Source organism: Mycobacterium sp. Dal123C01, from assembly GCF_052566995.1.
The window spans coordinates 5,047,380-5,061,912 of record NZ_CP199580.1 but is presented as its reverse complement, the minus strand read 5'-3'; the positions used below and the strand labels follow the sequence as shown (position 1 = coordinate 5,061,912).

The following is a 14,533-nucleotide window of genomic DNA, read 5'->3' as shown; positions in this document are numbered from 1 at the left end:
GATTCGTGGCACTTACACGGTCAAGACAAAAGCAACGGGGTTGGCGAGCAGGACAACCGATCTGCTCGCCAACCCCGTGAACAATGCCGCCCGACGAAAGCGTCGCCGGCGTCAGGTGAGTGCTGGAAACAACCCGCCGCTAGGCCGCACCGGATTTGGCTTTTGCGGTGTATGACCGCGCCCCGACACCGGCCAGCGCGCCTCCATCCACGATGAGGTACTCGTCCCGGATCGGCTTTCCATCGAAGTAGCACTCCAGAATTTCTCTGGTGCCGGCCGCATATCGAGCCTGCGCCGAGAGCGAAGAACCCGAAATATGCGGTGTCATCCCGTGATGGGGCATCGTGCGCCACGGGTGGTCGGCCGGCGCCGGCTGTGGGTACCACACGTCGCCGGCATAGCCCGCCAATTGACCGCTTTCCAGCGCGCGGACGATGGCAGGCTGGTCACAGATGAGTGCCCGCGCTGTATTAATCAGGTAGGCACCGCGTTTCATCGTTGACAGCAGCTCGTCGTTGAACAGTCCGCGGGTCTCCGGGTGCAGAGGAGCGTTGATGGTCACGACATCCAGCGCAGGCACCATGTCCTGCACACTCGGGTGGAAGGTCAGGTTCAGTTCTTGTTCGAGCTCGGCGGGCAGCCGGTGCTTGTCGGTGTAGTGCAGGTGCACATCAAACGGCGCTAGGCGGCGAAGTACGGCGAGCCCGATCCGCCCGGCAGCGACCGTGCCGATATGCATTCCCTCGACGTCATAGGAGCGTTGCACACAGTCGCCGATGTTCCAACCGCCGTCAATGACCCATCGATAAGACGGCAGGTAATTGCGGACCTGCGACAGAATCATCATGACGACGTGCTCGGCGACGCTGATGCTGTTGCAGAAGGTGACCTCAGCGACCGTGATGCCGCGATCGATCGCGGCATCCAGGTCGTAGTGATCCGAACCAATGCCCGCCGTCACCGCCAACTTGAGTTTCGGAGCGCGCGCGATCCGGTCGGCGGTCAGATATGCCGGCCAAAATGGTTGGGATATCACCACTTCCGCGTCGGCCAGGTGCTGGTCGAACACCGAATTGTCGCCTTCTTTGTCCGAGGTCACGATCAACTCGTGACCGAGGCCCTCGAGGTATGAACGCAGACCCAGTTCGCCGGAGACACTGCCCAGCAGCGCACCCGGGGCGAAGTCGATGGCCGACGGTGTCGGCAGGGTTTGCCCGTCCGGGTAGCGGTCCAAGTGCGGCAGGCCGTCACGCGGGAAGTCGGTGGGATATCCGGTTACCGGGTCGTCGTAGAGGACGCACACCACTTTTGACATAGATCTCAATTCCTTTCTTACCGCCGATCATCGGCTCTTTTTCCTGCCGCCGCGCTGATGTGGCGGTCAAGTCTGTGTGGTCGCGCGGTTTTGTGACGCCGTGGCGTCACAAAACCTTTAGCTCCTCGCTGATCTCGGCAACCGAGGCTTTCGCGTCACCGAACAGCATCGAGGTCTTCTCGTTGAAATACAGCTCGTTCTCGATGCCGGCGAATCCGGGATTCATCGAACGTTTCAGCACGATGACGGACTTGGCCTGGTCCACGTCCAGAATCGGCATGCCGTAGATCGGCGAGGCTGGATTCGACCGTGCCGCAGGGTTTGTCACGTCGTTGGCGCCGATGACCAGGGCCACGTCGGTGCGGCTGAACTCGCCGTTGATTTCGTCCATCTCTTTGAGCTGCTCGTAGGGGACATCGGCCTCGGCGAGCAAGACGTTCATATGCCCGGGCATGCGACCCGCCACGGGATGGATGGCATGACGTACCTCAACGCCGCGTCCCTCCAGCAGACCGGCCATTTCGCGCACCACGTGCTGGGCTTGCGCGACGGCCATTCCATAGCCGGGCACGATGATTACCTGACTGGCGTAGCCCATCTGCAATGCCGCGTCGGCGGCGCTGGTCTGGCGCACGGTCTGGTCGGCGGCCCCGTCCCCGGCGCCGGTGCTCGTGCCGGTGCCACCGAATCCGCCGGCGACGATGGCCGGGATCGAACGATTCATCGCCTTCGCCATCAGGTTGGTCAAGATGGTTCCCGAGGCTCCGACGATCATGCCCGCGACGATCATCGCCGTGTTGTCCAGCGCTAGTCCGGTCGCTGCCGCCGAGAGTCCGGTGAGCGCATTGAGCAGCGAGATCACCACCGGCATGTCGGCTCCGCCGATGGGCAGCACCACCATGACGCCGAGCACCGCCGCAAAGACGAGCACGCCTACGAAAAGCATTGGCGACCGCTGTCCCCATCCGACGGCGCCGGCGCAGGCGACGGTGGCGACCAGCAGTAGGAGGTTGACCGGCTGCTGTGCTCGACCCAGCCCGATAGGCCTGCCCGGCAACACTTCTTGCAGCTTCCCGAAGGCGATCAACGATCCCCAGAACGACACCGACCCGACAATCGCGGCGAACAGCGAAGCGATCGCGACATAACCCGGGGAGGCGGCGAAGCCTTGACTGTCGCGGAATTCCACCCACGAGACCAGGGCCACCGCACCGCCGCCCACGCCGTTGAACAGCGCCACCATCTGAGGGATTGCGGTCATCTTGACCCGCTGTGCCGCGGGCACACCGACCACTGACCCCAGGAGTAGCCCGAGCGCGATCAGCAACCAGTTACTCGTACCCGGAGTCAGCAGGGTGGTCACGATCGCGATCGTCATGCCCACGGCGGCAATCAGATTGCCGCGCGCTGCGGTGCGCGGCCCGGTCAGTCCCGTGAGTCCAAAGATGAACAGTGCGAAGGCGACGATGTAGAGAACCGCGATGAGCTCATTCACTTCGCCGACGCAACCTTTCCGGCGGGGCCGCTGGGCTTTTTCTTGAACATGCCGAGCATGCGGTCAGTCACCAGGAAGCCACCCACGACGTTGATCGCACCAAAGGCGATAGCGACCACCAGTAACAGCCGGTCGAAGGCATCGGTGGCCGACCGGCCCAGGAGCACCAGGCCGGCGAGCAGGACGATGCCGTGAATTGCGTTGGTACCGGACATCAGTGGGGTGTGCAGGGTGTTGGGCACCTTGGAGATCACCGTGAAGCCGACAAAGCCGGCCAGCGTAAGAATCGCCAGGTTGGCCACTAACGTCATCGGGTCTCCGTCAACTGGTTGTTGGATTTGGTCACGCAGCAGGCGTCGAGGATCTCGTCAGACAGATCGGGCGAGGTCGCGCCATCGAGCATGTGTTCCAGCAGGGCCGCGACGTTGCGCGCGTAGAGCTCGCTGGCGTGTTCGGGCATGCTGGCCGGCAGGTTCAGCGGCGCGGTGATCGTGACGTCGTGTTGCAGCAGCGTCTCTCCTGGCACGGTGAGTTCGCAATTGCCGCCGGCCTCACCGGCGAGGTCGACGACCACGCTGCCGCTCCGCATCCGGCGTACCGCATCAGCGGTGACCAGTGTCGGTGCCGGACGACCCGGTACCAGAGCGGTGGTGATGACCACGTCAAAGCCCGGGATTGCGTCGGTCAGACGACGCTGCTGCTCGGCCTGTTCTGCCGGCGTCAGAGCTCGGGCGTACCCACCTTCGCCCGCCGCCGTCACACCGAGGTCGAGCCACTTGGCGCCCAAGGAACGGACCTGCTCGGCGACCTCGGGGCGAACATCGAATCCGGTGGTGCGGGCGCCCAGCCGTTTTGCCGTGGCCAGCGCCTGAAGGCCGGCCACACCGACACCGAGCACCAAAACCGTTGCCGGCTTCACTGTTCCAGCAGCCGTGGTCATCATGGGAAAAAAGCGGGTCGAGCATTGCGCGGCACACAACACCGCCTTGTATCCCGCGACGTTGGCCTGGGAAGAAAGCGCATCCATGGTCTGGGCGCGCGAAATCCGGGGCACGGCTTCCATAGCGAAGCCGGTGACACCCGCTAGTCGCAATTGCTCGCCGAGCTCGGGTCGGGTGCGCGGCGCGAGGAAGCCGATCAGGCGGGCTCCGCGCTTGAGCCGGCTGACCTCCATCTCCGTCGGCGGGTTCACCTTGACCACGACATCGGCCGACCAAGGGTCACCGGTAACGGCGCCGGCCTTTCTATAGTCCTCGTCGCGGATCAAAGCTCCCTCACCCGCGCCCGTCTCGACGACGAGATGGTGGCCGGCGGCATGTAAGCGCTCGACAACACCGGGTACCAGGGCGACTCGGCGTTCGCCGGCGGCGATTTCGCGAGGCACTCCGATCGCAGACATATTCCTCTTCCTTGGCTTTGGTCGGAAGACACGCGCAACGCGGTGTGGATTTGGTGACAGTCCCGACGTCTGGTCGAGAACGCGATGGCTTCAACATACAAGGATCGCATACTGTATGCAATAATAATGGCGTCTTGGCCCTAGTCGCCTAACGGCTCAGTGCACGGGGGAAGCGAGAGGAGACTTCATGAGGATTGCAGTCGTTGGTGCCGGAGCGATCGGCGCCTATTGGGGTGCGGCGTTGCACCGCGGCGGTGCCGACGTTCACCTGATCGCGCGAAACGACAACCTGCGAGCGATCCGGGAAAATGGTGTCCGCGTGCTCAGCCCGCGCGGTGACTTCCTAGCGCGTCCCAACGCGACGGACTCCGCGGCCGAGATCGGGCCGGTCGACTATGTCTTTTTGGGCCTCAAAGCGCACAGCTATCCAACGTGCGGTCCCCTGATTGAGCCTCTGCTGGGTCCGAGCACGGCAATTGTGGCTGCGCAGAACGGCATTCCGTGGTGGTATTTCCACAAGTTGCCGGGTCCGTATCAAGGACACCGGATCGAAGCGGTCGATCCCGGCGGTGCCACCAGCGCCGTGTTGGCTCCCGAGCGAGCGATCGGTTGCGTGGTGTATCCGGCGACAGTCCTGGAGGCTCCCGGGGTGGTTCGCCACCTCGAGGGGACTCGCTTTTCTATCGGCGAGCCCTCTGGAGAGCTTTCCGAGCGCTGCAAGGCGCTGAGCGACGCGACGATCGCCGGCGAACTGAAATGCCCGGTGGAGGCTGACCTGCGCAACGACATCTGGATCAAGCTGATGGGCAACGTGGCGTTCAATCCGCTCAGCGCGTTGACCAGAGCGACGATGGTGCAGATGTGCCAGGACCCGAACACGCGGCGAGTGGTCACACAGCTGATGGAGGAGACCCTGGACATCGCCGCGAGATTGGGTAGTACGCCGGACATCTCGATTGAGACGCGGCTGCGGGGCGCCGAAAAGGTGGGTCACCACAAGACCTCCATGCTCCAAGACCTTGAAGCAGGCAAGCAACTCGAGCTCGATGCGATCGTCTCCGCGGTGGTAGAGCTCGCCGACCTGACCGGAGCGACCGCTCCGACCCTTCGCACAGTCCACGCTGCCACCGAACTCCTCGCCCGTACCAGCGGAGTGGCGCCGCCACACCGTGGCGGGATTTTGCACCAACAACCTCAAGCGGCTCTGCGCTAGAGGAAAGGACACCTTAGATGCGCACAACGAAGATCGTCTGCACACTGGGACCCGCGACCGCCACCGCTCCGCGGCTGACCGAACTCATCGACGCCGGAATGGATGTCGCACGACTGAATTTCAGTCACGGCACGCACGCGGAGCATTCGGCCTTCTACGACCTGGTCCGCCACATCGCCGCTCGACGCCGACCCTCTGTGCAAGTGCTGGCCGACCTGCAAGGCCCCAAAATACGGCTGGGCCGGTTCGCCAACGGGCCGGTGGTCTGGAGCGCCGGCGAGAAAGTCGCGATCACCACCGACGCCTGCCCGGGCGATCATGACCGGGTCTCCACCACCTACCGCGGTCTGGCCGGGGATGTGAAAACCGGCGATCGGCTGCTTGTCGACGACGGCAGGATCGACCTGACGGTGGTGGAAGTCAACGGCGCAGACATCGGCTGTGAGGTGATGCACGGCGGCCCGGTCAGCGACAACAAGGGCATCTCATTGCCCGGAATCACCGTCAGCGCTCCGACGTTGTCCGACAAAGATATTGAGGACCTGAAGTTCGCCCTGAATCTCGGTGTGGACATGGTTGCCATGTCGTTCGTGCGCGCACCCGACGAGGCCAAGCTGGCCCACGCCATCATGGATGAGGTCGGCCGGCGCGTGCCCGTGATCGCCAAACTGGAAAAGCCAGAGGCTGTCTTGTGCTTACCGGCGATCGTCGCGGCCTTCGACGGGATGATGGTGGCCCGCGGTGATCTCGGTGTGGAGATGCCGTTGGAACAAATACCGATGGTCCAAAAGCGAGTCATCCGGCTGTGCCGCGATGCTGACAAGCCGGTCATCGTGGCCACGCACATGCTCGACTCGATGGTCTCCGATCGGCGTCCGACCCGAGCCGAGGTCTCCGACGTGGCCAACGCGGTGCTCGACGGCGCCGACGCGGTGATGCTGTCGGCCGAAACCAGCGTCGGCGCGTATCCGGCTCATACCGTGACCACGATGGCCCGCATCGTCGAAGAAGCCGAGGCCGCGATCGACCGCGGAGAACCGCCATACTGGGCCGGTCGTGACGACGGCCACCGCGACTTCTTGGGTGATGTTGTCTTCGGGGCGGCCCGTTTAGTGCGGCGCCGACTGAGAGCGGTCGCGGTGCGCTACGCCATTGCGGGCGGTACCGCGGCGTTGGCTCTGTCGGCTGCCCGTTCCCAGCGATCGCTGTTCAGCCGCCGCGGATCACGCATCAGCGGCACCGGTCGCGCTTAGAAGTGTCGAGGAGAACAGCACATGTCATTCGTCGACGTCCACCCTGAAGCGCTGGCAGGAGCGGCCTCGGAGTTTGGTGCCATCGGCGACTCCATGAATGCCCAGAATGCGGCCGCGGCGGGCCCCACCACCGCAGTAGTCCCCGCGGCCGCAGACCAGGTCTCTGCGCTTATCGCAGCGCAATTGACCATGCACGCTCGGATGTATCAGTCTGTCAGCGCTCAAGCCACAGCGGTCCACGAGATGTTGGTCAAAACCATGGCGGCCAACGCGAATTCGTATGCCGTGGCCGAGGCCGCCAACGCCGCCGCCACCGCGTGGGAGTAAGCGGACTAGGCCATGCCGGTCGGTCCACGTACCGGAGGTCGCCGAGCGACTAGAAGGCGGTGTCCTTGTCGAACTCCGAGGCGATGTCGCGAGCGACCCGCTTCAACAGCGGCGCAACGTTTGGCGCGGACTTCAAGGTGACGCGCACCGCAGGGCCGGAGATCGAAATGGCCGTCAGTGACGGCGCGTCAGGCACCGGCACGGCGAAGCATCGCACGCCGATTTCCTGCTCACCTTCGTCGACCGCATAACCACGGGCCCGGCACAACTTGATGTCCTGCAACAATCCCTCGGCGGTCGTATGGGAATTCTCGGTCGATGCGGGCATCCCGGTTCGTGCGACCAGGGCACACAGCTCCTCGTTCGGGAGTTGCATGAGCAGCGCCTTGCCCACTCCGGTGCAATGCGGGTAGACCCGCCGGCCGACCTCGGTGAACATTCGCATGGAATGTGGCGAAGGGACCTGAGCAACATAGATGGCCATGTCGTTGTCCATCACGGCCATGTTCGCCGTCTCGCCGGTTCGGTCTACCAGCTCGCGCAGATGAGGACGGGACCACATGCCGATGAGCTGGCTCGCGCTCTCGCCCAAGCGGATCAGCCTGGGCCCCAAGGAGTAGTGCCGGTTGGGAAGCTGCCGCAGATAGCCCATGCTCAGCAACGTTCGTGCCAGTCGATGCATCGTCGGCAGCGGGAGACCCGCCCGTGCCGCGAGCTCACCGAGCGCACCTGTGCCGCCCATGGCGGCCAAAATCTCCAGCACCCCGAATGCTCGCTCCACCGATTGAACACCGCCGGTTCGGTCGGCGTCTTCGCGCGCCATAGCCATCGGTCTCACCGTCCCGATTGCTCAACGAGGTCCAGCCAGACTGCGCTCATCGGGGTTAGGCGTAGCGGGTGATGGGCTAGTCGTACAGCATTGCGGCGGTGGGTGAGTCATCGATTGTGGTTGCCAACTCGTTGTGTTCGGCAATGTTGTCGATCTCGGTGCCCATCGCGATATTGGTGATGCGTTCCAAGAAGATCTCGACCACCACGGGCACTTTGTGTTCGCGAGCCAGTTGCTGGGCGCGGGTGAGTGCAGGAGCGATCAGTTCGGGATCGGTAACTTGAATCGCCTTGCAGCCCAGTCCCTCTGCCACGAGCCGGTGGTCGACACCATAGCCCTTGGGCAATTCCGTGTCACCCGATTCCTGGGCATTGATGTTGTCGAAGGCCAATGAGACGAAGTAGTCCATGTCGAAGTTGAGCTGGGCTTGGCGGATCAGCCCGAGGTAGGAGTTGTTGACCACGACATGGACGTAGGGCAGGTTGAACTGCGCGCCGACAGCGAGTTCTTCGACGAGGAATTGGAAGTCATAGTCACCCGACAATCCCACCACCGTGGCGGTTGGGTCAGCGGCGACCACGCCGAGTGCGGCGGGCACCGTCCATCCCAGTGGTCCGGCCTGGCCGCAGTTGATCCAATGCCGCGGTTTGAATACCTGCAGGAATTGGCCGCCGGCGATCTGGGAGAGCCCAATCGCGGTGACGTAGCGTGCATTACGGCCAAATACCCGATTCATCTCTTCGTAGACGCGTTGGGGTTTGATCGGGATGTCGTCGAAGTGGGTCTTGCGGTGCATTGTCTTTTTGCGGTCCAGGCAGTCGCTCACCCAGCCGGCCCAATCCGGCAGTGTGCCGGCCGAGCGCCGCTGCGACGCCCCGGCGACGAGCAGTTCGAGCGCCGCCTTGGCATCAGACACAATGCCGAGGTCGGGGGCGAACACCCTGCCGATCTGGGTGGGTTCGATGTCGATGTGAACAAAGCGGCGACCTCGCCGGTAGGTGTCGAGTCCGCCGGTGTGGCGGTTAGCCCACCGGTTGCCGATCCCCATGACGAAATCCGATTCAAGCAGGGTGGCGTTGCCGTAACGGTGGGCGGTCTGCAACCCGACCATGCCGGCGGCCAGCCGATGGTCGTCGGGAATGGTGCCCCAGCCCATCAGCGTGGGCACTACCGGGACATTGAGCAGCTCGGCCAGCTCGACGAGTAAGTCGGCGGCGTCAGCGTTGATGATGCCCCCACCGGCGATGATGAGTGGGCGTTGCGCGGTCAACAGCATGTCAAGCGCTTTGGCTATTTGGGCCGGCGTGGCGGTGGGCTTGTAGACCGGTAGGGGAGCGTAAGTGGCGGGGTCGAAGTCGATTTCGGCCAGCTGAACGTCGATGGGCAGGTCAATCAGCACCGGGCCGGGCCGGCCTGAGCGCATCAGGTGAAACGCCTGGGCGAATGCGCCGGGAACTTGCCCGGGTTCGAGAACTGTCATGGCCATTTTCGTCACGGGTGCCGCGATCGCGGTGATGTCGACGGCCTGAAAGTCTTCTTTGTGCAGCTTGTTGACCGGAGCCTGGCCTGTGATAGCCAGGATGGGAATGGAATCCGCGCTGGCTGAATACAATCCGGTAATCATGTCGGTGCCCGCTGGGCCTGAGGTGCCGATGCACACACCGATGTTGCCCGGTGCGGCGCGGGTGTAGCCTTCGGCCATGTGGCTGGCGCCCTCGACGTGGCGGGCCAACACGTGCCGAATTCCGCCGTGGGCGCGCATCGCCGAGTAGAACGGATTGATGGCCGCACCGGGCAAGCCGAATGCTTGTGTAGCACCCTCGATTTCGAGGATTAGGACGGCCGCGTCGACCGTGCGCATCCGGGTCATTGGGTCCCACCTTCCTTGTGTCCCGACAGCCGTTCGACGCCCCGCAGCAGGCCGGAGTGGTCGAGGGAACCGTCCCCGTTGGCCAGCGCGGACGCCATCAGCTGCGCGACGACCGCGCCGAGCGGGATGACCACACCGGCTTCACGGGCCGCGCTGGTGACGATGCCCAGGTCTTTGTGGTGCAGTTCGATCCGGAAACCCGGATCGAAGTTGTGGGCCAGCATCTTTGGGGCCTTTTGCTCGAGCACCGCCGAGCCGGCCAGCCCGCCGCCGAGCACCTTGACCGCTGCGTCCAGGTCGACGCCGTAGGCATCCAGGAACGCGATTGCTTCGGCGAGGAGTTGGATGTTGCCCGCGACTATCAGTTGGTTGGCAGCCTTGACGGTCTGACCCGCCCCGTTGGGGCCGACATGAACGATTGTCTTGCCGACGATCTCGAGAACCGGTTTGGCGGCAGCGAAATCGTCATCGGTGGCCCCGACCATGATCGACAACGACGCGTTCTTGGCGCCGGGTTCACCGCCGGAGACTGGGGCGTCGATGAGACGCAACCCGCGCTGGGTGGCTTCCTCGGCCAGCTGAGTGGTGACGTCGGGGCGGATGGAGGAGAAGTCGATCACCAGCGTCGCGGGTTGCGCGTGCGCGAAAACACCGCCTTCGGAAAGCAATACGTCTTGCACATCGGGGGAGTCGGGCACCATGACGGCCACCACGTCGGCGTCTTTCACGGCCTCCGCGATGGAATCCGCCTCCGCTCCGCCGGCGTCGATCAGCGCCGCGGCGCGACCGGGCGATCGGTTGTAACCGATCACGGTGTGGCCGGCGCGGGCGAGATGGCAGGCCATCGGATTCCCCATGATGCCCAGGCCGATAAATCCGATCGTGCTCACTGATTCCTCGTTCCTGTCAATGTCCCGAGCGATTCGATGTTGACCCCACCGCGGCCTCGCTCGGCCTGCGGTATCCAGTCGAAGGTGTCGGGCCGAGAAGGCTTGTATTCCAACCCGATATAGCCGCTGTATTTACCGCCAAGAAGTATGGCGAAGTAGTCGCCCAGTGGGATCTCACCGGTCCCCGGCTCCCCGCGCCCGGGAGCATCGGCGACCTGGATATGCCCGATCAGGTCGTAGTGGGAAAGCAGGGCCGCGGCCACATCGTCGTTATTGACATACAGGTGATACAGATCCGCCAGCAGTCGCAGATTGGTCACACCGGCCTCAGCATGGACGCGGTCGATAATGCCAACGGCGTCGGCCGCGGTTTTGAGGGGATAGCGGGGCGCGCCACTGACCGGTTCGATGAGCACCGTCGCGCCAATGCGTTCGGCGGCTTGAGCTGCGTAGGCAAGATTCTTGGCCGCCACATCGTCTTGCACCGCGTCCGGTATGCCTTCGATGCGGTTGCCATACAGGGCGTTAAAGGCCCGGGTGCCCAGACTTTCGGCAATGCCGACGGCGACTTGCACATTGTCGCGAAACTCAGTCGTCAGCGCGGGGTCGGACAGAACTCCCCGGTCGCCGCCGGCCATGTAGCCGGCGAAGAAGTTCAGTCCGGACAACTGCACCCCCGCCTCTTGGATGGCACGGACGAAGGCCGTGACGTCAGCCGCTGGGGGCGTCGCTTCAATGAACGGCCACCAGAACTCCACCGCCTCAAAGCCTGCCGCTCGAGCCGCGGCCGGTCGGTCCAGCACGGGTAGATCGGTGAAAAGGATCGAGCAGTTCACCGTGTAAGTCGCAGTAGCCATGGCTGTCCTTCCTCTTCGCTTGGGCCGCAGCCGGCTCGGCGTGCTCCCGGTTCCGTATAGCGGAATCACTGCATCGAGATACGAAACGAGTCAAGCGATATCCACCGGTTCTGTCAAGGATCGGCCAGCCACACAATTGCCGAATAGCCCTATTTAATAAGCAATTTCGATGACAACGGTGGGTGTCACGCGGAACATCGTTGACAGTCATCCATTGCGCGTGTCAGGTTATTTGGACGGAAGCAGAATTCCGGATGACGGAATTGCTGCTTGTTGTGCGGTTCCTTCACCGTCCGCCGACAAACCCTCGCAACGACGTGACGGGATGGTTTCCCCATGAGTGGCAATATCGTGCTGGCGCCGGACAAGTTCAAGGGCTCGTTGACAGCAGAGCAGGCTGGGCGGGCGATGGCACACGGGGTGAGCCGAGCAGACCCGACGATGACCCCGATCGTCTGCCCGGTCGCAGACGGGGGAGAGGGCACCCTGGATGCCGTCTTGGCGGCCGGATTCGAAAAAGTCGACGCGCAGGCGTGCGGCCCGACTGGCGCACCAGTACACACCGCGTATGCCCGCAAGGGCAGGCGGGCGGTCATCGAGATGGCTGATATCTGTGGCCTGCAGCGGCTTCCGGCGGCAACACCGGCGCCGGTAACGGCGACGAGTTACGGGCTGGGCCGCGTGATCGCCCAAGCATTGGACGACGGCTGCCGCGACATTGTCATCACGGTTGGCGGAAGCGCAAGTACCGACGGGGGCGCGGGGATGCTGATGGCGCTGGGTGCCGAGGTGCTTGATCGCCATGGCGATCCAATTGCTCTCGGTGGTCGAGGCCTTGCCGATGCCACCCAGCTCGATCTCAGCCGGCTGCATCCGGGCCTGGGCACAGCCACCATCACGTTGGCCGCCGACGTGGATAGCCCGCTGTGCGGGCCGCTTGGGGCGGCCGCGGTCTACGGACCACAAAAAGGAGTCGCCGCAAGCCAAGTCGGCGAACTGGACCGCGGCCTCATCAGATGGGCGGACCTGGTTGAGAAAGTTATCGGCGCCGATTGCCGAGACTCGCTCGGGGCCGGCGCCGCGGGCGGGGTGGGATTTGCCGCGCTTGCCGTACTGCGCGCACGAATGAGACCCGGCATCGACATGATCCTGAACCTCATCGAGCTTGATCGAAAACTGTTGGGCGCCAAGATGGTGATTACCGGCGAAGGGTCCCTGGACTGCCAGTCGTTGCGCGGCAAAGCCCCCGTGGGCGTTTCTCGATATGCCCACGCATACGACATACCAACCTTCGCCATCGCTGGGGTATCGACATTGACGAGCGCCCAAGTCCGGGGGGCAGGCTTCTTCGCGGTACGTACCCTCAATGAACTCGAACCCGATCTTGCGCGCTGCACCAAGTACGCCGCCAAACTGCTGACCCTGGTCACCGAGCGGCTGATCCGCGACAGCCCGCCGGTGTCGGGCTGATACCAAAAATCGATCACGCCTGCGTGATAGGACAACACGGGGGTCGTGCCGCCAGTCGGTTCGGGACGTCATGCGGCTGACGCTGTTGGCGCAACGCGGTAGCATGCTGATGCATACAGTATCCAGGTAGCAGATTGTCCTTCTGTTCTGCAGTTCACGACCCGAAAAGAGGTCCGCCGCAATGGCCACCTTGCTGTTGGATCATCCGAGTTTCGCTCACCACAAGACCGGCGGGGGGCATCCGGAGCGGCCGGATCGCTACCGCGTGGTGGAAGCGGTACTCAATCAGCCGCAATTCGACACGCTCGTGCGCGAGCGAGCCGATCTGGCCGACCTCGCGACGACACGCTATGTGCACTCCAACCGTTACGTCGACGAGCTCGAAGCCGCGCGCCCGGCGCAAGGTTATGTGTACCTCGATGGCGGCGACACCATGATGGAGCCATCGACGTGGGAAGTGGTTTTGCGCGGAGTCGGCGGCACGCTACAGGCAATCGACAATGTTCTGACTCGGCAGGTCCAGAATGCGTTCGTGGCGTGCCGGCCGCCGGGCCATCACGCGGAAACCGAGCGGGCTATGGGGTTTTGCTTGTTCAACAACATCAGCATCGGAGCGCGGCATGCGCAGCAGAAGTACGGCGTGGCGCGGGTCGCGATCGTCGATTTCGACGTTCACCATGGCAATGGCACCCAGGAGATTTTCTATGCCGATTCCGATGTGCTGTATGCCTCCACCCATCAGATGCCACTCTTTCCGGGCACGGGCGCAGCAGTAGAAACTGGGGTCGGCAATATCTTCAACTCACCGCTGAAGTCCGGCGACGGCGGCGTCGAGTTACGCGAGGCATTTCAGCAACGAATACTGCCCGCGCTCGACGGGTTCTCTCCGGAGTTGATTCTTGTGTCTGCGGGATTCGATGCACACCAGCGTGACCCGCTTGGCTCGCTGATGATGACTGCTGACGACTTCGGCTGGGTCACCCGCGAGTTGATGAACTCAGCCGAGAAACATTGCGACGGCCGACTGGTGGCGGTATTAGAAGGGGGTTACGACCTTCAGGGACTGGCGGATTCCGTCGCGGCTCACGTTGGCGAGCTGATGAAGGGTTAGGCCGGGGCGCGGATCGTTAGCCAACAGGTTGGGATCTGAGCTCGCCCTGCACAGCGAATTCCACGCTGGGCACCGGGAAACGAGCTTGACTTAGCCGCAGGAACCGGCCGTCGATCGCGTACTGACCGATCGCGTATAGCTCTACGTACTCATCAGCGCCGTCAGTTTTGGTGACCTTGAGGACAAGTCGTGCGGCGTAGCGGTTCCAGAAGCGGAATTCTTCGAGGGTGAACACGCTCCCGTGCGTGACATTTGAGCGTGCAATCGCGACTAGGCAGGCGAACTCGTCTCGGGTGTATGTCTTTCCATTGTCGCGATGCTCGTAGTCCTGAGCGAAAAATGCGTTCACTACGTCGTCGACGGTACGGTGCGAGCAAAACAGCAATTCGCGCAACGCGTCACCAAATGATGGTCGAATCAACAGATCTCCTCCAGCCATGTATCCGGCTCGGGATGTGAGTCCAATGCATCTATTGTCGCCGATCTTTGGGACTGCCCGCCATG

At 63.3% G+C, this 14,533-nt stretch carries 14 protein-coding genes; 5 read left to right on the top strand and 9 right to left on the bottom strand.

Translation table 11 applies throughout. The features are described from left to right. Positions 1-139: 139 nt before the first annotated feature. The 4 genes from ACTXG5_RS23765 to ACTXG5_RS23750 form a co-directional block, all read right to left on the bottom strand. The gene (locus ACTXG5_RS23765; RefSeq protein ID WP_445161123.1) at positions 140-1,315 is read right to left on the bottom strand and encodes an NAD-dependent formate dehydrogenase; all 1,176 of its coding nucleotides are present in this window, start codon (positions 1,313-1,315) and stop codon (positions 140-142) included. Between the two features lie 106 nt (positions 1,316-1,421). After that, complete coding sequence (locus ACTXG5_RS23760) at positions 1,422-2,810, bottom strand: NAD(P)(+) transhydrogenase (Re/Si-specific) subunit beta (RefSeq protein ID WP_445161122.1); 1,389 nt, start codon at positions 2,808-2,810, stop codon at positions 1,422-1,424. Next, complete coding sequence (locus ACTXG5_RS23755; RefSeq protein ID WP_445161121.1) at positions 2,807-3,121, bottom strand: NAD(P) transhydrogenase subunit alpha; 315 nt, start codon at positions 3,119-3,121, stop codon at positions 2,807-2,809. Before ACTXG5_RS23755 ends, ACTXG5_RS23760 begins: the two co-directional genes overlap by 4 nt. After that, positions 3,118-4,209, bottom strand: a complete 1,092-nt coding sequence (locus tag ACTXG5_RS23750; protein WP_445161120.1) for a Re/Si-specific NAD(P)(+) transhydrogenase subunit alpha — start codon at positions 4,207-4,209, stop codon at positions 3,118-3,120. Before ACTXG5_RS23750 ends, ACTXG5_RS23755 begins: the two co-directional genes overlap by 4 nt. 187 nt (positions 4,210-4,396) lie before the next feature. On the opposite strand from ACTXG5_RS23750, the gene ACTXG5_RS23745 reads away from it, so the two are divergent. The 3 genes from ACTXG5_RS23745 to ACTXG5_RS23735 are packed head-to-tail and all read left to right on the top strand — an operon-like array spanning position 4,397 to position 7,002. Beyond that, the gene (locus ACTXG5_RS23745) at positions 4,397-5,422 is read left to right on the top strand and encodes a 2-dehydropantoate 2-reductase (protein WP_445161119.1); all 1,026 of its coding nucleotides are present in this window, start codon (positions 4,397-4,399) and stop codon (positions 5,420-5,422) included. Positions 5,423-5,439: 17 nt separating this feature from the next. Next, positions 5,440-6,675 carry a pyruvate kinase gene (pyk, locus tag ACTXG5_RS23740; RefSeq protein ID WP_445161118.1) on the top strand — a complete coding sequence of 412 codons (1,236 nt, stop codon included), beginning with the start codon at positions 5,440-5,442 and terminating at the stop codon, positions 6,673-6,675. 21 nt (positions 6,676-6,696) lie between these two features. Then, on the top strand, positions 6,697-7,002 hold the full coding sequence (locus tag ACTXG5_RS23735) for a PE family protein (RefSeq protein ID WP_445161117.1): 306 nt from the start codon (positions 6,697-6,699) through the stop codon (positions 7,000-7,002). Positions 7,003-7,051: 49 nt separating this feature from the next. Here ACTXG5_RS23735 and ACTXG5_RS23730 read toward each other — a convergent pair whose 3' ends face one another. From ACTXG5_RS23730 to ACTXG5_RS23715, 4 genes are all read right to left on the bottom strand, one after another. Continuing rightward, positions 7,052-7,831 carry an IclR family transcriptional regulator gene (locus ACTXG5_RS23730; protein ID WP_445161116.1) on the bottom strand — a complete coding sequence of 260 codons (780 nt, stop codon included), beginning with the start codon at positions 7,829-7,831 and terminating at the stop codon, positions 7,052-7,054. Positions 7,832-7,907: 76 nt separating this feature from the next. Then, positions 7,908-9,701 (bottom strand): glyoxylate carboligase, encoded by a 1,794-nt coding sequence (gene gcl / locus ACTXG5_RS23725; RefSeq protein ID WP_445161115.1) that lies wholly within the window; start codon positions 9,699-9,701, stop codon positions 7,908-7,910. After that, positions 9,698-10,591: a 2-hydroxy-3-oxopropionate reductase gene (locus ACTXG5_RS23720; RefSeq protein WP_445161114.1), complete on the bottom strand. Its 894-nt coding sequence runs from the start codon at positions 10,589-10,591 to the stop codon at positions 9,698-9,700. Before ACTXG5_RS23720 ends, gcl begins: the two co-directional genes overlap by 4 nt. Further along, on the bottom strand, positions 10,588-11,448 hold the full coding sequence (locus ACTXG5_RS23715) for a hydroxypyruvate isomerase family protein (RefSeq protein WP_445161113.1): 861 nt from the start codon (positions 11,446-11,448) through the stop codon (positions 10,588-10,590). Before ACTXG5_RS23715 ends, ACTXG5_RS23720 begins: the two co-directional genes overlap by 4 nt. A 336-nt stretch (positions 11,449-11,784) precedes the next feature. Here ACTXG5_RS23715 and ACTXG5_RS23710 point away from each other — a divergent pair, with 336 nt between their 5' ends. Beyond that, positions 11,785-12,918 (top strand): glycerate kinase, encoded by a 1,134-nt coding sequence (locus tag ACTXG5_RS23710; RefSeq protein ID WP_445161112.1) that lies wholly within the window; start codon positions 11,785-11,787, stop codon positions 12,916-12,918. A gap of 181 nt (positions 12,919-13,099) precedes the next feature. Further along, positions 13,100-14,029: a histone deacetylase family protein gene (locus ACTXG5_RS23705; protein ID WP_445161111.1), complete on the top strand. Its 930-nt coding sequence runs from the start codon at positions 13,100-13,102 to the stop codon at positions 14,027-14,029. Between the two features lie 16 nt (positions 14,030-14,045). Here the strand turns inward: ACTXG5_RS23705 and ACTXG5_RS23700 are convergent, their stop codons facing one another. Continuing rightward, entirely contained in the window at positions 14,046-14,468 is a 423-nt protein-coding gene (locus ACTXG5_RS23700) for a hypothetical protein (protein ID WP_445161110.1), read from the bottom strand. Positions 14,469-14,533: the final 65 nt, after the last annotated feature.